Source organism: Streptomyces sp. NPDC048420 (genome assembly GCF_040651535.1).
In the GTDB taxonomy this organism is placed as follows: domain Bacteria; phylum Actinomycetota; class Actinomycetes; order Streptomycetales; family Streptomycetaceae; genus Streptomyces.
On record NZ_JBEZKG010000012.1, the window covers coordinates 1 to 20883 of the forward strand.

15 protein-coding genes are annotated in these 20883 nt (G+C 70.5%); 8 read left to right on the forward strand and 7 right to left on the reverse strand.

The annotated features are described in order from the left end of the window. Positions 1 to 270: 270 nt before the first annotated feature. From AB0D34_RS22915 to AB0D34_RS22935, 5 genes are all read left to right on the forward strand, one after another. A complete protein-coding gene (locus AB0D34_RS22915; RefSeq protein WP_362664175.1) occupies positions 271 to 2112 on the forward strand; it encodes an MFS transporter in 1842 nt (613 codons plus the stop codon). A 165-nt stretch (positions 2113 to 2277) separates the two neighbouring features. Next, positions 2278 to 3135: a hypothetical protein gene (locus tag AB0D34_RS22920; protein ID WP_362664177.1), complete on the forward strand. Its 858-nt coding sequence runs from the start codon at positions 2278 to 2280 to the stop codon at positions 3133 to 3135. 390 nt (positions 3136 to 3525) lie between these two features. Then, positions 3526 to 5898, forward strand: coding sequence for a PQQ-binding-like beta-propeller repeat protein (locus AB0D34_RS22925; protein ID WP_362664179.1), 2373 nt, complete (start codon positions 3526 to 3528; stop codon positions 5896 to 5898). A gap of 120 nt (positions 5899 to 6018) precedes the next feature. Continuing rightward, entirely contained in the window at positions 6019 to 6210 is a 192-nt protein-coding gene (locus tag AB0D34_RS22930) for a hypothetical protein (RefSeq protein ID WP_362664181.1), read from the forward strand. Between the two features lie 191 nt (positions 6211 to 6401). Then, entirely contained in the window at positions 6402 to 7976 is a 1575-nt protein-coding gene (locus tag AB0D34_RS22935; RefSeq protein ID WP_362664183.1) for an ABC transporter substrate-binding protein, read from the forward strand. Here AB0D34_RS22935 and AB0D34_RS22940 read toward each other — a convergent pair. Further along, a complete protein-coding gene (locus AB0D34_RS22940; protein ID WP_362664811.1) occupies positions 7966 to 8325 on the reverse strand; it encodes a Sir2 family NAD-dependent protein deacetylase in 360 nt (119 codons plus the stop codon). The two genes, AB0D34_RS22935 and AB0D34_RS22940, sit on opposite strands and share 11 nt — an antisense overlap. 353 nt (positions 8326 to 8678) lie before the next feature. Here AB0D34_RS22940 and AB0D34_RS22945 point away from each other — a divergent pair, with 353 nt between their 5' ends. Both AB0D34_RS22945 and AB0D34_RS22950 read left to right on the forward strand, forming a co-directional pair. Beyond that, a complete protein-coding gene (locus tag AB0D34_RS22945) occupies positions 8679 to 9467 on the forward strand; it encodes an SDR family oxidoreductase (RefSeq protein WP_362664185.1) in 789 nt (262 codons plus the stop codon). A 125-nt stretch (positions 9468 to 9592) separates the two neighbouring features. After that, complete coding sequence (locus AB0D34_RS22950) at positions 9593 to 11179, forward strand: sodium:solute symporter family protein (RefSeq protein WP_362664187.1); 1587 nt, start codon at positions 9593 to 9595, stop codon at positions 11177 to 11179. Between the two features lie 120 nt (positions 11180 to 11299). Here AB0D34_RS22950 and AB0D34_RS22955 read toward each other — a convergent pair whose 3' ends face one another. The 3 genes from AB0D34_RS22955 to AB0D34_RS22965 all read right to left on the reverse strand — a co-directional run bounded on the left by AB0D34_RS22955 (position 11300) and on the right by AB0D34_RS22965 (position 16017). Next, complete coding sequence (locus AB0D34_RS22955) at positions 11300 to 12418, reverse strand: ADP-ribosylglycohydrolase family protein (RefSeq protein ID WP_362664189.1); 1119 nt, start codon at positions 12416 to 12418, stop codon at positions 11300 to 11302. A 108-nt stretch (positions 12419 to 12526) separates the two neighbouring features. Beyond that, on the reverse strand, positions 12527 to 13378 hold the full coding sequence (locus tag AB0D34_RS22960) for an MBL fold metallo-hydrolase (RefSeq protein WP_362664191.1): 852 nt from the start codon (positions 13376 to 13378) through the stop codon (positions 12527 to 12529). Between the two features lie 95 nt (positions 13379 to 13473). After that, on the reverse strand, positions 13474 to 16017 hold the full coding sequence (locus AB0D34_RS22965) for a tetratricopeptide repeat protein (RefSeq protein ID WP_362664193.1): 2544 nt from the start codon (positions 16015 to 16017) through the stop codon (positions 13474 to 13476). 60 nt (positions 16018 to 16077) lie between these two features. Here AB0D34_RS22965 and AB0D34_RS22970 point away from each other — a divergent pair, with 60 nt between their 5' ends. Continuing rightward, positions 16078 to 16584 carry a DUF2165 domain-containing protein gene (locus AB0D34_RS22970; RefSeq protein WP_362664195.1) on the forward strand — a complete coding sequence of 169 codons (507 nt, stop codon included), beginning with the start codon at positions 16078 to 16080 and terminating at the stop codon, positions 16582 to 16584. Here the strand turns inward: AB0D34_RS22970 and AB0D34_RS22975 are convergent. The 3 genes from AB0D34_RS22975 to AB0D34_RS22985 all read right to left on the reverse strand — a co-directional run bounded on the left by AB0D34_RS22975 (position 16577) and on the right by AB0D34_RS22985 (position 20742). After that, a complete protein-coding gene (locus AB0D34_RS22975) occupies positions 16577 to 17137 on the reverse strand; it encodes a hypothetical protein (protein ID WP_362664197.1) in 561 nt (186 codons plus the stop codon). The two genes, AB0D34_RS22970 and AB0D34_RS22975, sit on opposite strands and share 8 nt — an antisense overlap. Before the next feature lie 80 nt (positions 17138 to 17217). Continuing rightward, positions 17218 to 19830 carry a bifunctional FO biosynthesis protein CofGH gene (locus AB0D34_RS22980; RefSeq protein ID WP_362664199.1) on the reverse strand — a complete coding sequence of 871 codons (2613 nt, stop codon included), beginning with the start codon at positions 19828 to 19830 and terminating at the stop codon, positions 17218 to 17220. A 69-nt stretch (positions 19831 to 19899) separates the two neighbouring features. Then, entirely contained in the window at positions 19900 to 20742 is an 843-nt protein-coding gene (locus AB0D34_RS22985; protein WP_362664201.1) for an LLM class F420-dependent oxidoreductase, read from the reverse strand. Between the last annotated feature and the right edge of the window lie 141 nt (positions 20743 to 20883).

Genomic DNA, 20883 nt, shown 5'->3' on the forward strand with positions numbered 1-20883 from the left:
GCCCCCCCGCACCACCCCTTGGCGGGGGCCGCGCCGCCGCGCCCCCCCCCCCCCGGCGCGCGCCCCCCCCCCGCCCCCCCCCCCCACCCCGCCCGCGCGGCCCCCCCCCCCCCCCCCCGCGGGGGGGCCCCCCCCCCCCCCACGGCCCGTCGGCCGGAACCCCGGCGGGGTTCCGGCCGACGGGTCGCGTGCTAGCGTCGCGAACCGGGGCAGGTCGCCGTGGGACGCGGCCGAGAAATGAAGACAGGACACCACGGGGAGTGCCTTCAGGTGGCCACTGCGGAGCCGACACGCGCCGACGACACCGACCCGGGCCCGGGGACCGGCCCGCGAATAGGCGTGCCCACGGAACCTGACGGCCCCGGGGGAAGATCCCTCAGGAGCCGGGCGGGGACCGCTCTCCTCGCCCTGCGCGAGCGCCTGCTGCGCCACCCCGTACTCTCCGTCACCGCCCTGTCCGGCGTCCTCCACATCGTCTGGTTCTTCACGTTCGCAAACAGTGGCGGGGACCTCGCGGCGCAGGACGCGTGGGCCGAGTTCGTCGGCCGGCACCCGGACTCCGCGTACAACCTGGCCTGGTACGGCGGGATGCACCCGGTGTCGTACAGCATCGTCTCGCCGTATCTGATGTCGGTCCTCGGCGTCCGTACGACGATGATGCTGGCCGGGACCGTCTCGGCCGGGCTGCTGACGCTGATCCTCATCCGCAGCCGGTCGGTGCAGAACCCGCTGTGGGCCTCGCTGGCGGGCGTGTACGCCCTCCTGTGCAACGCGGCCTCGGGCCGGGTGACCTTCGGGCTCGGCACGGTGTTCGCGCTGGGCGCGGTCGCCGTCGTCTTCTGCTGGCCGCACCGCTGGCGCTACAAACGCTGGGCGAAGGCCACCTGCGCGGCCCCGCTGGCCGCTCTCGCGACCATGGCGTCCCCGGTCGCCGGTCTGTTCGTGGGCCTGGTCGCGGTGGCGCTCTTCCTGGAGAAACGGCGTCCGGGCGCCTGGGCCCTGGGCCTCGCGCCCACGGCCGTCGTCGCGTTGTCCGCCTGGCTCTTCCCGTTCGCCGGCACCCAGCCGATGAAGATCGCCTCGGTGATCCTGCCGCTGGCGTACGGCCTGCTCGTCTTCTTCCTCGTGCCGCGCGAGTGGACGACGGTCCGGATCACCGCCGCCGTCTACAGCCTGTCGGTCGTCCTGGTCTGGCTGGTGAGCTCGCAGATCGGCTCGAACATCTCGCGGCTGCCGATGCTGTTCGCGGGGGTGGCCCTGGCGGCCGCGCTGCCGTTCACGGTCCCGCGCTCCCGCAAGTGGTACGCCGTCGTGGTCTCCTTCCTCGGCTTCACCACCTGGATCGGCTTCAAGTCGGTCGACGACGTCGTCCACACGACCCCCACGGCGTCCTGGGCGCGCGAGTTGGCCCCCCTCGTCAACGAGCTCCAGGAGGTCGGCGCCGAGAAGGGCCGCGTCGAGGTCGTACCGGCCGCCTCCCACCGCGAGGCGTCCGCACTCGCGCCCTACGTCAACCTCGCCCGTGGCTGGAACCGCCAGGCCGACATGGAGCGCAACCCGCTCTTCTACGACGACACCCTCAACTCCGCGAACTACCACGAGTGGCTCCAGCGCTGGGCCGTGCACTTCGTGGTCGTACCGAAGGACGAGCCGGACGGCGACGGCGGCGAGCGGGAGCGGGAACTCGTCCAGCGCGGGATGCCGTATCTGAAGCAGATCTGGGGCGACGCGAACTGGCAGCTGTTCCGGGTGACCGATCCGGCGCCGCTGGCCTCGCCGAACACGGTCGTCGACCGGGCCGCGCAGGGTGAGATGACCATGCGGGTGAAGAAGGCCGGGCGGATCCTGATCCGGATCCCCTACTCGCCGTGGCTGTCGATCGTCGACGCGGACGGCAAGAAGCTGAAGGCTCCGCAGGAGACGGAGGAGTCGAAGGAGACGGATGCTTCGCCGAAGGTCTTCGAGAACGTCAACGGGTGTCTGATGGAGACGCCGGAGGATGCGGACGGGGACAAGTGGACGATGTTGCTCGCGCCGAAGGCGGGGACGTACCGGTTGGCGGCGCCGTACACGGTGCCGCGCGGAACGCCCTGTCCGGATGAGCTGAAGTGACCAGCGCTGTGTGATCAGCGCAGTTGATCCACGTAGGTGTCCGTGCCCGGGACGGTCGGGACGAAAGGCGCCAGCAGTTCCGTCTCCAGGAACTCACCGGACTTCAGACGGAGTCGAACCGAATCCCTCTCCACATCTGATGCTCAGTCAGGTAGACCGGGACTCATGACAGAGGATGCGACGTACACCGATAGGACCCTCAGCCGCACGTATGCGGAACTGGCCGCCGTCGGCCCCTATGGAGCCGACCTCGGGCATGCCCTGATCACCATGGTCGAGCCGCACCCGGGCCAGGAACGACAGTACAATCGTTGGTACGAAGACGATCACTTCATTGCCGGCGCTATGGCCATGCCGTGGATGTACGCGGGCCGCCGCTGGGTCGCCACCCGGGACCTGCAACTCCTGCGCTACCCCGCGGCCTCCTCGGTCGCACAGCCGGTGACGGCCGGGTGCTACATCTCCGTCTACTGGATGACCGCCGGCCGCTACAACGACCACATGCGGTGGACCGTGAGCATCAACAAACGTCTCAACCGTGACCACCGCGTCTTCCAGGAACGAACGCACGTTTTCACCGCCTTCCAGGACCACGCCGTGACGGTCTACCGCGATGGCGACCACGGCCCCCGAGACATCCACGCCCTCGACCACCCCTACACCGGGCTCATCGTCCAGGTCATCGACAGCAACTCCCCCGACCAACGCGGGGAACTACTCGCATGGCTGCGCGACGACCACCTTCCGAAACGGCTGGCAGGCTCGACCGCGGCCCTGGTGACCGCCTTCGCGCCGACGCCGTTGCCCCTGGACCGGATGACCTATGTCAAACAGGTCGAGGGGGTCGGGACCCGGCTGACCCTGCTGTGGTTCCTCGAAGAGGATCCGCGCGGCAACTGGCGCGACCACTTCGCGGACCTGGACACGGCGGTGGCGGCGTCCGGGCTGGGCGAGGTGCAGTTCGTAGCACCGTTCATACCAACGGTGCCCGGGACCGACCGCTACGTGGACGAGTTGCGGTGAGCCCAGGCCCGGCAGCGCGACCGCGCAGCCCGTTGGAGGTCCAGAGGGGGCTGCCTTCCTCCACATCGGAATGCGGGGTGACCTTCGACACATCGGAGGTCTTCCGCCAGGCCGACGGTTTCATCCTTCACTCATTTCCCCGCCAGGTACTCCCAGTGCACTGTTCCCGCAGGACGGGCACGTGTCACCCGATCTCTGACGCAATGTCAAATCAATGATCCAGGGCATGAGTTGTGCGGAACGTCTTCGTCCGGGGAGCTTCGACGGTTGCCGACAAACACTCTCAAGGGCCGTTTCAGCCTCTAGTCTGCTGCCAGACCCCCACAGGGCCTTCCCCCGCGGCGTGGGCGGGATTCCCGCCCGTACCACCAAGAACAGGCGGCCGAGGGCATGCAACCACTGCACCCAGAAGATCCCGAGCAGTTAGGGCCCTACCGTCCGGTGGCCCGTCTTGGAGCAGGCGGGATGGGCCGGGTCTATCTGGCCACCTCGTCGGCCGGCCGCACTGTCGCGGTCAAGGTCATCCGTCCCGAGATGGCCGAGGACAAGAACTTCCGCATCCGCTTCCGGCGCGAGGTGGCGGCCGCGGCGGCGGTCGGCGGCGCCTACACGGCGTCCGTGGTGGACGCCGCTCCGGACGATCGGACGCCGTGGCTCGCCACCGCCTACGTACCCGGCCCCACTGTGGCCGAGGCGGTCGCCGCCCACGGGCCGCTGCCGGTGGAGACGGTCCTCGCGCTGGGCGCGGGCATCGCCGAGGCGCTGATCGCGGTGCACGCCGAGGGGCTGGTGCATCGCGACCTCAAGCCGTCCAACGTGCTGCTCGCGGCGGACGGTCCGCGCGTCATCGATTTCGGCATCGTCCGGGCCCGGGACGGCTACCAGCTCACCGGCTCCGGTGGCCTGTTGGGCTCGCTCGAGTACGTCTGTCCCGAACAGGCCACCGGCGACCCGGTGGGACCGGAGGGAGACGTCTTCTGTCTCGGCTCGGTGCTCGCGTTCGCGGCGTCGGGACACGCGCCGTTCAGCGGGGCCTCCGCGGCCGCCCTGCTCTACCAGGTGGTCCACGGTTCGGCCGATCTGACCCGGGTGCCCGAGCCGCTGGACAAAATCATCAGCCTCTGTCACGCCAGGGACCCGGCCCTTCGTATCAGCCCCGACCGGCTCTCTGCGGCCTGTGCGCCGGGCGGTGCCGACCAGGTGCTGACGGAGGGCTGGCTGCCCGCGCGGGTGGCCGCCATGGTCGACGACCGCCGGGCGGCCGCGACGGATCTCGAGCGTCTCGCGCGGACCCTGACGTCCGCGCGGCCCGCGGCCGACGCAGCCGCCAGGGCCTCCATCGCGGCCGGGAGACACGGGTCGGGCCGGACGCCGATGGGACCGTCGTCGCGCGGCACCGACAGCAAAGCCGGCGCGGCGGATGCAGACCGCATCGTCCCGGCCGGGGACGCCGACTTCCGCGCCGCCGGTGGAGCCGGAGCCACCGGTGGAGCGCCGCCCACCGCCGATCCGCCGGAGCGGAGACCCCCGGCGGCCGCGGCCGAATCGGCGGAACCGGCGACGGAACGTTCCACCGCACCCGCGCACCGCCGTGCCCCCGAACCCTCCCGTATCGGTCGGCGCACCCTCCTCGCCGTGACCGCGGGCGCGGCCGTCGTCGGGGGCACCGCCCTCGTCGTCCGGGGAAGGACCGGCAGGCAGCCGGCCCGACGGCCCGGCCCCGCCCCCGAACCGACCTGGGTGTACCGCGGCGGCCCACTGCTCCAGACCCCGGCCGTCTTCAACGACGGCACGGCCCTGCTGAAGAGCCGCCCGGGCAACATGATCTGCCTCGACCTGAGGAACGGATCCCAGCCCGAATGGGTCTACCAGGGCATCAGCGTCTCCCCCAGTCCCGTCCTGCTGGCCAACGACGCCGCGGTCGCCCTCGGCACCGGTGCGACGGTGATCGGCGTCGACCTGGACGGCGGCACCGAGAAGTTCACCCTCGACTTCGGCCGGGACTGCCAGTTCGATCAACTCCTCGGCGGATACGACGGCTATCTCATCTCGGTCCTCGGCGCCAGGCTGGAACGCCGGTCAGAGGAGCAGGGCGTCGCGACCTCCACCAGCGCGGTCTTCGGCGTCGACCTCAGGGCCCGCCGGGCCGTGGTCATACCGATCGACCCCGAGGACGTCGGCGTTCCCCTCAAGCCCGTCGTCACCTCCGACTACTTCGTCTACGCCGACGGGCTGCGCAATGTCACGGTCCGCAGCACGCGCGCCGGCGGTGGCCTGCTCTGGCGGCACCCTGTGGGCTACGACCTGCGGCCGGGTCTCGCGGTGCTCGGCCGAACCGTCTTCGCCATAGGCTCCGAGTTCATCGCCCTGGACCTCGCCACCGGAAAGCTCCGCTGGAAGGTGAAGGCGGAACGCGGCGCGTACGCCTCTCTCGGGGTGGGCGGCAACACGGTCTACGCCACGGGCACCGATCCCGACGGCGTCCACGCCTTCAACGCGGCGACCGGCGCCCGGCTCTGGTTCTGCGAGACCCCCCGCCTCAACGTCGACCATCCGGTCGCGGTGGGAGCGCACACCGTCCACGTGCCGGCCTTCGAGAACAGGAACGGCTTCTACGCGATCGACGCCGCCTCCGGCCGTCTGCTGTGGAACTTCACCGACGGCCGCGAGACCGGCGTCAACGACTGGCAGCTCTCCTGCGACGGGGCCGGACACCTCGTGGCCCAGCACTTCGACCGGGCCTACGGACTGCCCGTCACCTGAGGAACTGGACCCGGACAGCCACTGCCGGCGAGCCATCGGCGGGCAGGCGGTGAGCCTCCTTGTGCGGCGGCGCGGTTCAGTCGTTCGGCGGGCCGAGGGACTCCTCCAAGGCGTGGAAGTGTGGTCCAGCTCGGCACGTCGTACGGCCCGGTTGAGGAAGTCCAGCTCGCCGCCCCGCAGACAGGGAGCACGGCCGCGCTCGTACCGGATCAGCTGGTGGCGGTCAGCCTCACGCTCTCCTTGATCCCGAGCGCCGCGTACGCCTCTTTGTCGGCGATCGGCGCGTTCCCCTTTGTCGCTGGGGCCGCGTGAGCCGGCGATCACGGAAACGTCACAGGCAACGATCGAGACCGCTCTTCGTCGGGCGCACGGTGGCGGACACACCAGGATGACGGCGTCCACACAGCACATTCCGGCAACAACGCGCTTTCGCGGCGGTTCGGGTCGGGGTGGCACTCAGTACGTTCTGCCGACCTTGGAACGGCGGATCGAGGAGTGCGCGCGTGTTCAACCAGAACCGAGTCCTGAGAAGAGTGGCCGCTGTCGCCTCCATATCCCTGCTGACGGGCTGCGGCATGGTCTCCAGCAGCGCGGGGGCCGACAGGCCGATAGTCGTCGGGACGACCAGCGCCCCCAGCACCCTCGATCCCGCCGGATCGTGGGACGGCTCCTGGGAACTGTTCCGGAACATCTACCAGACACTGCTCGCCTACCCCAACGGGGCCATCACCCCCCAACTCGACGCTGCCAAGAGCTGCGCCTTCACGGACTCGGGCAACCGCACATACCGATGTGAGCTGCGCTCCGGCCTGAAGTTCACCGACGGCGACACACTTGACGCACGGGCCGTCAAATACTCCATCGACCGGATCCGGGCCATCAACGCGCCGAGCGGGCCGGCCGGACTCCTCGGCAGCCTCGACCGGGTGCAGACGCTCGGCGACCACGAGGTGCTGTTCCATCTGAACAAGGCCGACGCCACCTTCCCGCTCGTGCTCGCGACCCCGGCCATGTCGATCGTCGACCCTGACGACTACCCCGCCAAGTCGCTGCGCAAGGAGGAGTCGGTGCACGGCTCCGGGCCGTACACGCTCAAGTCCTACGAGGACGGCAGGCAGGCGGAACTGGTCCGCAATGATCGCTACCACGGTTTCGCCGATCGGCAGAACGACGCGGTGACCATCCGCTACTTCCATGATTCGGCCACGATGGTCGCAGCCCTTCGGTCCGGGGCGATCGATGTCACCTACCGCGGTCTTGCCGCGTCCGACATCGTCGCCCTGCAGTCCTACAGAACCTCGGACCTGCAACTGATCGACGGAACCGGTATCAACATCAACTATCTGGTGTTCAACCCCAAGGCGCCATGGGTCAGGATTCCGGCCGTGCGCAAGGCCGTTGCCCAGATCGTGGACCGTCCCGCCATCACCTTCAAGGTCTACCAGGGCACCGTCGACCCGCTCTACTCCATGGTCCCGGCCGGGCTGACCGGCCACACCGCCAGTTACTTCGACGCATACGGCGACCCGAGCACCTCCAAAGCCCGCAAGATCCTTGCTGACGCCGGCATCACCCAGCGGGTCCCGCTCACCTTCTGGTACACGACCGACCGCTACGGCTCGGAGACCGCGAAGGAGTTCAAGGAACTCAAGCGGCAACTGGACCGCTCGGGCCTGTTCGCCATCACCCTCAAGAGCCGGCCGTGGAAGACGTATGTCGCCGGTTACCAGAGGGGCGAGTACCCGGTGTTCGGGCGCGGTTGGTCCCCCGACTTCCCCGACGCCGACAACTTCATCGACCCCTTCGTCGGCGACCACAACACCCTCGGCACGCCCTACTCGTCACCGGTGATCACCGGCAAGCTGCTGCCCGAGTCGCGCGCCGAGAGCGATCGCGGCGCGGCCGTCGGGGAATTCGAGGAGGCCCAGCAGATCCTCGTCGACGACGCCCGCCTGATCCCGCTCTGGCAGGGGCGGCAGTACATCGCGGCCAGTGACGGCATCTCCGGTGGCGAACAGGCGCTCGACCCTTCGACGATCATGATGATGTGGGAGCTGTACCGCAAGGTCAGTTGGTGAACCGGCAGCCCGGCGCTGCTCGCCGGTGATACCTGACGCGAAGCCGCCTTGCGCAAAGTGAAAGCGCACGGGCCGGTGGCCGCAGGTGTTCAGCCGGGGCCGCGGCCTGGTGCAGCCCGTCCACGTTCTGGGTGATCACACCCGAGAGCAGCCCATGCCGAAAGCGGCCATCGCCCGGTGCCCCGCGTTGGGCCGGGCTCGACCGAAGGCACGCCAGCCGAGGTGACTGCGCCCAGTACCGGCGCCGCGCCCGCGCACTGCCCGTGAAGTCCTGGTAGAGCACTGGCGTATGGCGGTTCAGGCTCCCACCCTCACCGCGATAGTCGGGAATGCCCGACTCCGTGGAAATGACTGCGGCGGATCAGCTGTGCCGCTGATCGAGGAGCGCGCCGTTCCCCTGGCCGGCCATGTCGCTCGGGACGTGACAGCTCATGCCGACAGGGACGCCCGGCCGCGCACCTGGTGATGCGTGCCGATCAAGAGAGGGACCGTGCGGCTCGACTGGCGAGCCACAGATCGGAACTCATGCGCGCGCGTGCCGCGTGGCGCCGCTTCCCCCGGTGCGGGAACTCGGCAGCCGGCCCGTCCACATCGGCGGACTCCAGGGTGGGTCTCTTCTGACATGGGACCTTCCCTCCTCCAGCGCTCGCCCATACTCTGACGCCCCGTCAGATAATGCGCCAGAGCAGGGAGGCCGCCGGTATGTCACTTCTCTCCGGGAAGACCGTCGTGGTGTCGGGCGTCGGTGCCGGGCTGGGTCACCAGGTCGCCGCGGCCGTCGTGCGGGACGGTGGGAACGCCGTGCTGGGGGCGCGGACCGAGGCGAACCTCGCGAAGAGTGCCTCCGAGATCGATCCGGACGGGGCGCACACGGCGTACCGGGCGACGGACATCACCGATGAGCAACAGTGCGTGAGGCTCGCGGAGTTGGCGGTGGAGCGGTTCGGGCGGTTGGACGCGGTCGTGCAGGTGGCCGCGTGGGACAGCTACTTCGGCGGGCTTGAGGACGCGGACTTCGCGAGCTGGCAGTCGGTCATCGACGTGAACCTGCTGGGGTCGCTGCGGATGACCCGGGCCTGCCTGCCGGGGCTGAAGGCGGCGGGTGGCGGGTCGGTGGTGTTCGTCGGGACGCAGTCGGCGGTCGCCGCGCCCTCGCAGGTGCGGCAGGCCGCGTACGCCGCCTCCAAGGGGGCGTTGACCAGCGCGATGTACTCGCTGGCGCGGGAGCTCGGGCCGTACCGGATCCGGGTCAACACCGTGCTGCCGGGCTGGATGTGGGGGCCGCCGGTGCGGGCGTACGTGCAGTTCACGGCGCACACGGAGGGGGTGGCCGAGGACGAGGTGCTGAAGCGGCTCACCGGGCGGATGGCGCTGCCCGAGCTCGCGACCGACGGGGACGTGGCGGATGCGACGGTGTTCCTGGCCTCGGACCGGGCGCGGGCGATCACCGGACAGTCGTTGCTGGTCAACGCCGGGGAGCTGATGCGGTGAGTTCATGTAGATGAACCGAGGCCATCATCTCGAATATTTTTACCTCCCTTTGACCCGACGTCAGCTTGTCGTGTCCACGCGGTGGCGCCCACGATGAGCGCTGGCTGATCCCTGGGAGGGCGCATATGAACGGTCTCGACTGGGCCGTGCTCATCGGCTATTTCGGCGTGATGGTCGCGATCGGCGTCTGGTCGCACAAGCGCGTCGACGACGTCAGCGACTTCTTCACCGCCGGCGGCAAGATGCCGTGGTGGCTGTCCGGCATCTCACACCACATGTCGGGCTACAGCGCGGTGATGTTCACCGGGTACGCGGGCATCGCCTACACCTATGGCGTCACCTCCTTCGTCACCTGGTCCTTCCCCATCGCCCTCGGCATCGCGATCGGCTCCAAGCTGTTCGCGCCGCGCATCAACCGGCTGCGCTCACGACTCCATGTGGCTTCCCCGCTGGAGTACCTGAAGAACCGCTACGACCTGAAGACCCAGCAGGCGCTCGCCTGGTCGGGCATGTTGCTGAAGATCGTGGACGTGGGTGCCAAGTGGGCCGCGATCGCGACCCTGTTGTCCGTCTTCACCGGGATCTCCCTCAACCAGGGCATCCTCATCACCGGTGGCATCACGGCCATCTACTGCACGATCGGTGGCCTGTGGGCCGACGCGCTCACCGAGTTGGGGCAGTTCGTCATCCAACTCCTCGCGGGCATCGCGATGTTCGTCGCCGTGGTCCTCAAACTCAACGACAAGGGCATCGGGTTCTTCGGCGCCTGGGACGAGCCGGAGCTCCAGGGCCACGGGGAGCCGCTGGTCGGGCCGTACGGCACGGTCTTCCTGCTCGCCTTCCTCTTCATCAAGCTCTTCGAGTACAACGGCGGCATGCTCAACCAGGCCCAGCGGTACATGGCCACAGCCAACGCGCGCGAGGCCGAGCGCTCGGCGCGGCTGTCGGCGATCCTCTGGCTGGTCTGGCCGGTCGTCCTGTTCTTCCCCATGTGGATGTCGCCGCTGCTGGTCGAGTCGCAGAAGCCCGACGGCTCCGACTCCTACGGCCTGATGACCGAACAGCTGCTGCCGCACGGCCTGTTGGGCCTGGTCATCGTCGGCTTCTTCTCGCACACCATGGCCATGTGCTCCTCCGACGCCAACGCGATCGCGGCCGTCTTCACCCGGGACTGCGCGCCGGTGGTGTGGCGCCGGGCGCGCAGCTGGAGCCAGGGGCAGGGGCTCAGGGTGGCCCGTATCACGACGGTCGTCTTCCTCGGGCTGTCGATGGCGGCGGCCACGCAGGTCAACTCCCCCACCTTCAAGGACATCATCACGGTGGTCATCCGCTGGGTCGCCGGCCTGATGGGCCCGATGGCCATCCCGATGATGCTCGGCCTGCTGCGACCGTTCCGCCGCTCCGGCCCGACGGCCGCGCTCACCAGCTGGTCGATGGGCCTGCTCGCCTTCTGGCTGGTCAACTACCCGATCAGCTGGAACGTCGAGGGCGGGGTCCCGCTCCAGTACCAGGTGTCGATCCCGCTCGCCGTGTCCCTGGTCCTGTACATCCTGATCGGCTTCATCAAGCCCGAGGACACCCCGGAACGGCTCGCGATCATCGAGAAGATCAACACGGACGGTGACGGTGACGGCGCCGCGGCCGCGGCGATCCCCACTCCGGCGGGTGGCGTGGAGGACGTGATCGGTACGGGGGTGAAGGACAGGCCCTAGGGCCTGGCGTGCAGCTGCAAGGCGGAGGAGGGAGTCGACGCGGAGCGTCGGCGAGTGACGACAACGCGGCAGATGCGCGTGCCAGACCCCGCGCCGCCGGCATGATCCGCCGGACAGGCCCTAGGCCCGCGGATAACGGACCAGCCACCCCGGCGACGCCCCCGCGGGCCCGTGCAGCGCGGGTCCCTGGGTCATCTCCATGGCGAAGTCGTCGGCCAGCTCCAGCAGGGTGGGACGGCCCTCCAGTTCGGCCAGCCAGGCCGGCGGGAGGGCCGTCTCGCCGTGCAGGGCGCCGAGCAGGCCGCCGGTGAGGGCGCCGGCCGCGGCGGACGGGCCGTCGTGGTTGACGGCGAGGCACAGACCATGCCGTACGTCCTCCCCGACCAGCGCGCAGTACACGGCCGCGGACAGCAGCCCGTCCGCCGAACCGTCGGCCGCGAGTTCCTCCACCCGCGCCGGGGTGGGCATCCCCTGCCGTACGGCACCCAGCGCGTGCTGGAGCGCGTCCGACACCGGCTCGTGCCCGGGCCGCGCGGCCAGCAGCGCGAGCGCCCGCTGCACGGCCCCGTCCAGGCTGTCGCCGAGGGCCAGCGCGTGCACGATCACGGCGTACGCGCCCGCCGACAGATAGGCGACGGGGTGCCCGTGGGTCTGCGCCGCGCACTCCACGGCCAGCTGTACGACGAGCTGCGGCTCCCACCCGACGAGCAGCCCGAAGGCCGCGGACCGGGCCGTGGCCTCGGGCCCGAGTTCGTTCGGGTTCTTGGGCGACTCCAGCGTGCCCATGGTGTCGTCGCCGAAGCCGATGAGCAGCGACCGGGTGGGATCGCGGCGGGCGTACAGCCACTCCTCCCGGGCCAGCCAGCCGTCGTCCTTGCGCCGCTCGTCGGGACCCCAGTCGCGCTGGGTGGCGGCCCACCGCAGATACGCCCGGTGCAGATCGGTGGGCGGATGCCAGGCACCGGTGTCCCGGCGCACCTGGGCGCGTATGAGCCCGTCCACGGTGAAGAGGCTGAGCTGGGTGAGATGAGTGACGGCGCCGCGTCTGCCGTACCCGAATCCGAGGTCGACGAGTCCCTCGGCGCCGTACGCCTCCCGGATCTCGTCCAGCCCGAGCCCGTCGATCGGTGCGCCCAGCGCGTCACCCACGGCAGCCCCGAGGAGCGTCCCGCGCACCCGGCTACGGAAGTCCTGCTGCTCGGCACGCCCCCAGACGACGGCCCCGGTTGTCGCACCCACCAGACCTCCCGTGGCGACCGTCCGTATGTACGACATCCTGCACTGTAATCGAAGGGGGGTGCGGGGTTCAGGGGGCGTGAGGGAATGCGAAGCCCTCAGGGGCCACAGTCACGTCCCCGACGGACGCGGTTGTTCCGGTGGTACCGAGGTCTCGGCGAGCGCCATCCACTGGTCCAGGTCGGCCTGGGTGAACTCGGTCCACGGGGGAACCTCGGGGAGCCGGCGGAGGAGGTCGTAGGCCTCGGGGATCTGGGGGCCGTGGAGGATCGGGGTGTGGCAGCCGGCGATGACCTCGGCGTTCAGGCGTTGGAAGTCGTCCACGACCGTCCGGAATTTCTGGGTGTCCAGCAACGCAACCCAGGGGGAGACCAGCCGTCCGCCAAAGAGCTGACCGTCGCGGAAATCGTCCCCGGACAGGGCCGCTGTGTCCGGCATCGGAGTGGGTACGTTCGTGGCGAAGGTGTCGACGGCCCACAGGACGTCGGTCTTCGCGTCGAAGAGGGCGCGGGTCGTGGGGTTGTCGTACAGGGGCGGTCGTTTGGCGACCAGGGTGCGGTCGCCCGCGTCGATCGTGTCGCCGTCGGTCATGAAGCGGCACCGGTTGACGGGGGTCTCCCACTCCTCGGCCATGCGGCCGAGGGAGAACCACGTCGTCAGCAGGGTCGCGTTCGGGCATTCGGCGAGGACGGCCAGGAGGTTGCCGGCGTGGTCGCGGTCGTCGTGGGTGAGGAAGATCCACCGTACGTCCAGGGGATCCACGACGGACCAGGCCGCCTCCAGCCACTGGGAGCGCACCGCGGGCGCGCCGGTGTCCACGAGGATCGGTTCGGCTCCCCGGATCACCATCGAGTTCATCGGAAAGTGACCGACCGGCGGGGCCTCCAGGGCCCACGGGATGACGAACGTCTCCTCGGCGATCTTGTACGGCTGCAGAAGGTTGAACGTTTCCATGGTGGGCATCGCTGCTCTCCCTAGGACGGAGTCACCGCAGCATCCATGTGTCCAGTCCAACCCCGTGGCGGGTCATCGTCAAACGCAGAACGTTCATGAGCACCTCACAGTGGCACCCCGTCGGCACCTCGCACCTGTTCCAGGACCGCCCGCGCCCGCTCGTCGTCCGGGTTCGACGCGCAGGCACGTTCCGCGTCGGCGAGGGCCAGGTCGACGGCGCCGCGGGCCAGGTGGGTTTCGGCTCGGCGGCACAGGGCCCAGGTGTAGGCGGGGTTGAGGGCCAGGGCGTGGTCCAGGGCGGTGAGTGCCTCCTCGTGGCGGCCCAGGGCGGCCAGGGCGGCGCCTCGGCTCGCGTGGGCCGAGGCGTAGTCGGGGTCGAGGGCGAGTACGTGGTCGTAGTCGCGCAGGGACTCCTCGACGCGGCCGGCGTTGCGGAGCGCGTCGCCGCGTTCGCAGCGGCCCCAGGGCCAGTCGGGCTGGAGGGTGACGGCTCGGTCGAGGTCGGCCAGCTGGCGGGCGGGCTCGCCGAGGCCGCGCCAGACCCGGGCGCGGCGGACCAGGGCCCAGGTGTAGTCGGGTTCGAGCTCGAGTGCCCGGTCCAGGTCCGCCCGTGCGGCGTCGAGTTCACCTCGGGCCAGGCGGACGGCACCTCGCGAGGCCCAGGCGGGGTGGTGGGCGGGGTCGAGTTCGATCCCCGTGTCCAGGTCTCGGAGCGCTTCGTCGCCGTGGTTCAGCACTCTGTGGTACTCGCCCCGCACCGAGTGGGCCGAGGCGTTGCCCGGGTCCAGCGCGAGGGCCCGGTCCAGGTCGTCGACGGCCGCTTCGTAGTCGCCGAGTTCGCCGCGGACGTAGGAGCGGCCCCGGTAGGCGCGCGCGAGCCCGGCGTCCGGCGCGACGGTCCCGTCCTGTGCGCGCGGTGCCTCCCCCAGCTCGACGGCCCGGTCGTACTCGTGCATCGCCTCCTCCAGATCGCCGACGCGTCGCAGCGCGCTGCCCCGGATCACTCGGGCGTGCGCCTGGGACGGTTCGTCGAGGCCCGCGTGGGACAGCAGCCGGGCGAGTGCCGGGATCGTGCCGCCCTCGGTGAGGATCCGGGACAGATCGGCGCCCCAGCGGGACACCGTCTCCATGTCGCCGTCCCGGCCCGCGTCCAGCAGGGTCCGCGCCCAGCGGGCGGCGGTGGCGTCGTCCGTGTCGCAGGCGTCCGTGAAGTCCCGCAGCACCGCGGGCAGCGCGTCACGGGCCCGGGCGCACAGCAGGTGGTAGGACTCGGCGAGCCGTAGCTCCCGCCACGTCTCGTCCGCCCACAGTTCCCGCTCGTCCCGGCCGACCGCCAGCTCCGCCCGCCACTCGCCGAACTTCCGGGCCAGGCGGGCGTGTTGGTGGACCCACCCGCGCGGGGACCGGCCCCGCAGCGTCCGCAGCATCGTGTCCCGCACCAGGTCGTGGTAGCGGAGCCGGTCACCGCGGTCGGCCACGAACGGCAGGGCCCGCAGCCAGGCGAAGAGCCCCTCCGCCTCGCCGTCCGGGCAGTCCACGGCCGCCCGGAACACGTCCATGTCCAGCTGGCGGGGCAGGGCGCACGCGAGGGCCGCGGATCGCCGTACGGGATCCTGTTCCCACTTCAGGAAGCGTTCTACGGCGGTGGCGCTGGGGTCGCCGATGTCGTCGGGGTCGGCGGGGCGCTGCTCGGCGAGGGTGGAGACCAGTACGGGCAGCCCGCCCGTGAGCCGCAGGACCTCCTCGACGACGGGCGCGGAGACGACTCCCTTGCCCGCCAGGAGTCCCCGCGTCTCCGCCTCCGTGAACGGCTTGAGGGGTACGTCCGTCATGAAGTCGGCGAAGGCTCCCCAGCGGGCGGTGTCGAAGGGGCGCTGGCCCGCGGTCACCACGACGACCGTCGCGGGGAGGGTGCCGTAGTCGTCGCCGGTCATCACCTCGTGCAGCCAGCCGTCGAGGAAGGGCCCTGTCCTTTCGTACGTGTCGAAGAAGAGGACGGTCCAGGGTGCCGTGGCGGCCGCGTCTGTGAGTTCGTTCAGCAGGACCGGGGTGAGCACCCGCTCCGGGTGCAGGACCAGCTGAACGTCCTCCTGGGTGCGCAGGCGCGCACTGAGCCCGGCCCGCAACCGGTCGGCGGCCTGGGCGAGTTGGGCCGCGTCCAGCGCGCCGGCGAAGGCTCCCGCCCCCGGCACCATTCCCAGTCCGAGCAGTCCTGCCCGCGCCACCGCCATGCTCCCGGCCGACGGGCCCTCGGGTTCCGCTTCGAGGGTGGCGAGGGCGGCCGCCTCCGCCTCGTGGCGACGCTCACGATGGGCGGTGAGGAGCCGCTCCAGATCCTTGAAGCGGTGGCCCTGTGCCCCGAGTTGGCGGCTGATCGCCGACATCGCCTCCGGGACACTGCCGGCGCTGTCGTCGACGTAGGCGGTCAACGCGCCTTTCTCGCGGGCGAGTTGTTCCAGCTCTCGCACCAGGAACGTCTTCCCGACCCCGGCGTTGCCGTGCACGTGGAAGAGGAAGCGGTGCCGCTCGTCCTCGGGCGCCAGGTCGAGGTTGCGCCGGAACGCGGCCCGCTCGTCACTCCGCCCCACGAACCCGGCCCGCATGCGCTGCCGGATCAGCTCCTGCATCGACGGCCGTGTCCTCGTCATGTCCGCCATTCTGGCTCACGATCTGGATCACGCCGCGGGATCCCGGGGAAGATGGCCCCCATGGCATCGACACCCCCACGCACCCCACGCAGCGCACTTCATCTCTCCGCCACCCTGCTCACCGCGTCCGTCGCGCTGTACATAGCGCTCGTCGCGTTCGGGAACATCACGGACTTCGGGACGAACCAGGCGTTCGTGCAGCATGTTCTCGCGATGGACACGACGTTCAAGGACGACGATCTGATGTGGAGAGCCGTCACCAGCAAGGGACTTCAGAACACGGCGTATGTCGCGATCATCGTCTGGGAGACGCTCGCGGCGCTCGTGCTCATCTACGGCACATGGCTGTGGGTGCGCAGGGACGACGCGCGTGCCCGGCGGTTCTCCACCTACGGTCTGCTCATGCTGATGCTGCTCTTCGGCGCCGGGTTCATCGCGATCGGCGGGGAGTGGTTCTCCATGTGGCAGTCGGACACCTGGAACGGGCTGGACGCGGCGCTCAGGGTGTTCCTGCTGAGCGGGGTCGTGCTGCTGGTGGTCAACCTGCAGGAGCGCGCCGCTAGTTGACGACGACGACCTTCGTCCCCGTCTCGCCGAACGTCCACAGCGCCGAGCCGTCCGCCGTCCTCATGCGGATGCCGCCGGTCTGGGCACCGCCCGCGGGCGGGGGCGAGGAGCCGTCCACTGCGTTGGAGAAGGCGACGTTCACGCCGTCCACGGCGGTGAAGTACACGATGTGCTCGATCCGCACGCCGTCGGAGCCGGTCGTCGGGTCGCCCCGGCGCAGCGAGACCGAGTAGTTGCCCGGCGCCGGGTCCACCGTCCCGGGCCAGACGGCGAAGGTCCGCCGGGCCGCCTCGCTCGCGTCGATCAGCCAGACCCGCTTCTCGCCGAGCGAGTAGACGATCCGGCGGCCGGTGCCGGAGCTGTCCGGGACCGCGGTCGCCGACGGCTCCGGCTGCGCGGACGCGCTCGGGGACGCCGACACGCTCGGCCGGGCGGTGACGGCCACGCTGGGCTTCGTTCCCTTGTCGGCCTGCACGGCCAGGACGACGACGGCGGCGACCGCCCCCACGGTCAGACCCGTCACCCAGACCTTCGGGGCTGGCACGGCACGCATCTCCTCGGCTAAGGATCCCCGTCGAACGGGGGTCGGATCATCGTACCGGCCCCCGTCTCGGCACCCGTCCAGAGCGGATCTCAGTCCAGCACCGGCAACAACTCCGGCAGATGCCCGTCCGACACGGCCGCCGCCCGCTGCCGTTCCTCCGGCACCTCGCCGTACAGCGTCGTCCGCGGACGCGCGGGACGGCCCGCCGCCTCCGCCACCGCGATCAGGTCCTTCACCGACTTGTACGAGCCGTACGACGAACCCGCCATCCGCGAGATCGTCTCCTCCATGAGGGTGCCGCCGAGGTCGTTCGCGCCCGAGCGGAGCATCTCCGCCGCGCCCTCCGTGCCCAGCTTCACCCAACTGGTCTGGATGTTCGGGATGTACGGGTGCAGGAGCAGCCTCGCCATCGCCACGACCGCCCTGTTGTCCCGCATCGACGGGCCCGGGCGGGCGATGCCGGCCAGGTACACCGGGGCGTTGGTGTGGATGAAGGGGAGCGTCACGAACTCCGTGAAGCCGCCGGTGCGTTGCTGGATGCCGGCCAGGGTGCGCAGGTGGCCCAGCCAGTGGCGGGGCTGGTCGACATGGCCGTACATCATCGTCGAGCTCGACCGGATGCCGACCTCGTGCGCGGTCTCGATCACCTCGATCCAGGTCGCCGTCGGCAGCTTGCCCTTGGTGAGCACCCAGCGGACCTCGTCGTCGAGGATCTCGGCGGCCGTGCCGGGTATGGAGTCGAGGCCGGCCTCCTTCGCCGCCGTCAGCCACTCGCGGATGGACATGCCGGTGCGGGTCGCGCCGTTCACGACCTCCATCGGCGAGAAGGCGTGCACATGCATGCCGGGGACGCGCTCCTTGACCGCCTTCGCGATGTCGAAGTACGCCGTCCCGGGCAGGTCCGGATGGATCCCGCCCTGCATGCAGACCTCCACCGCGCCCACCTCCCAGGCCTGTTGGGCGCGGTCGGCCACCTGGTCGAGGGAGAGGGTGTAGGCGTCGGCGTCGGTGCGCCGCTGGGCGAAGGCGCAGAAACGGCAGCCCGTGTAGCAGACGTTGGTGAAGTTGATGTTCCGCGTGACGATGTACGTGACGTCGTCGCCGACCACCGACTTGCGGACGTCGTCGGCGATCCGGGTCAGCGCGTCCAGGGCCGGGCCGTCGGCGTGCAGCAGCGCGAGGGCCTCTTCGTCGGTCAGCTTGGTCGGGTCGTCGGCTGCTGTGCGCAGAGCGTCCCGTACGTCCGTGTCGATGCGCTCGGGCACCATGCCGGGGGCGGCCGCCTCGCGCAGGGCGCCCCAGTCGCCGTAGACCTCGTCGAAGTCGTCGCGGCGGTCGGACGTACGGCCCTCGGTGTCGATGGTGGCGTGCAGATCCGTGCGGCCGGACGGGACGAAGACCTCCTCGGGCTCCTGCCAGGGCAGCCCTTGCGGAAGGGCGTCGGGGCGCGCGAGCCCGGTGTCCGGGTCGGCGAGGGCCGCCACGTGCGGCCGCAGCCGCGGGTCCAGCCAGGGCTCGCCGCGCTGCACGAACTCGGGGTACACGCAGAGGCGTTCCCGCAGTTCGAAACCGGCGGCGCGGGAGCGTTCGGTGAGCTCCTCGATCTGCGGCCAGGGGCGCTCGGGGTTGACGTGGTCGATGGTGAGCGGGCTGACCCCGCCCCAGTCGTCGATCCCGGCGCCGATCAGCCGCTCGTACTCGCTGTCGACGAGGTTCGGCGGGGCCTGGATGTTGGCCGCCGGCCCCATGATGAGACGAGCCACCGCCACCGCGGCGACCAGTTCGTCGAGTTCCGCGTCGGGCATGCCGCGCATCGCGGTGTCCGGCTTGGCGCGGAAGTTCTGGATGATCAGTTCCTGGACGCTGTGGTACGCGCGTGCGGTGCGCCGGAGCGCGAAGAGGGACTCGGCGCGCTCCTCGTGGTTCTCCCCGATGCCGATGAGGATGCCGGAGGTGAAGGGGACGGAGGAGCGGCCGGCGTCCTCCAGGACCCGCAGCCGTACGGCGGGTTCCTTGTCCGGGGAGCCGTGGTGCGGCCCGCCGGGCTCGGACCACAACCTCGTGGCCGTCGTCTCCAGCATCATGCCCATGCTCGGCGCGACCGGCTTCAGCCGCTGGAAGTCGGTCCAGGACAGCACGCCCGGGTTGAGGTGGGGCAGCAGGCCCGTCTCCTCCAGAATGCGGATGGAGATGGCCCGGACGTAGGCGATGGTGTCGTCGTAGCCGTGGGCGTCGAGCCACTCCCTGGCCTCCGGCCAGCGGTCCTCGGGCTTGTCGCCGAGGGTGATCAGGGCTTCCTTGCAGCCCAGCGCGGCACCCTTGCGGGCCACGTCCAGGACCTCGTCGGGGGACATGAACATGCCGTGGCCGGCCCGGCGGAGCTTGCCGGGCACGGTCACGAAGGTGCAGTAGTGGCATTTGTCCCGGCACAGCCGGGTCAGCGGGATGAAGACGCTCTTCGAGTACGTGATGACACCGGGGCGGCCCGCCTGCGCGAGGCCCGCGTCCCTGACGCGGGCGGCGGAGGCAGTGAGGTCGTCCAGGGCCGCGCCGCGCGCCTGGAGCAGCACCGCGGCCTCGGAGACGTCGAGGGCGACGCCGTCCCGGGCGCGTTTGAGAGCGCGACGCATGGAGTTCTCGGTGGGGCCGGTACCGCCGGGGCGGTCGGTGGGGCCGGTTCCGGAGGTCGCGGAAGTCGTCATCCTTCGAGCATACGAGCGGGCCGATCACGCCGGACAAGCACCACTTGGTCCACCTTGGACGGCACGGCGTTACACACTGCCACCATCCCCCTGGACATAACGGGCATACTCGTCGAGCGCCTTGAGCGTCTCCCCCTCCCCCGCCGGCGGCAACTGCACCACGACCTCCTCAATGCCGAGGTCGGCGTAGTGCGCGAGCTTGCCGGGGTTCGGGAAGACGGCGTACGGCACCACCTGCAGCGCGTCCGGGTCGCGGCCCGCGTCGGACCAGGCGGCGCGCAGCACGGGCAGGGACTCGGTGAGGCCGCGGCCGCCGATGGGCAGCCAGCCGTCGGCGTACTCGCAGATGTGGGAGAACAGCTTCGGCCCGGCGGCGCCGCCGACGAGGGTCCGCTTCTGAACGGGCTTGGGGTAGGCATGGCTGGCCCGGACGCTCCCGAACTCCCCTTCGTAGGCGGTGGGTTCGTCCGCCCAGAGCGCCTGCATGAGGGCCATCCGGTCGCGGACCAGTTCCCTCCGCGTACGCCACTCGACACCGTGGTCGGCGGCCTCCTCCACGTTCCACCCGAACCCGAGCCCGAGCGTGAACCGCCCGCCGCTGAGGTGGTCGAGGGTCGCGATCTGCTTGGCCAGGTCGATCGGGTCGTGCTGGGCGACGAGCGTGATGCCGGTGCCGAGGCCGAGCCGCTCGGTGACGGCGGCGGCCTGGCCGAGCGCGACGAAGGGGTCGAGGGTACGGCCGTACTCACGCGGCAGCTCACCCCCCGCCGGGTACGGCGTGACCCGCTCGACGGGGATGTGGGTGTGCTCGGGCAGATACAGCCCGGCGAAGCCCCGCGCCTCCAGCTCACGGGCGAGCCGGGTCGGGGTGATGGTCTCGTCGGTGAGGAAGATCGTCACGGAGATGCGCATGGGTGCATCTCTACCGGGCCAACGCGAGGATGTCCATACCGACTGGTCGGCATCTGCCGGGACGCTCGCCCTGGGCTCGTGGGAAGTTGCCGAACCGGCAACTTCCTTGGCCTGCTCCCCGCCGCCCGCAGGAGGATCGCC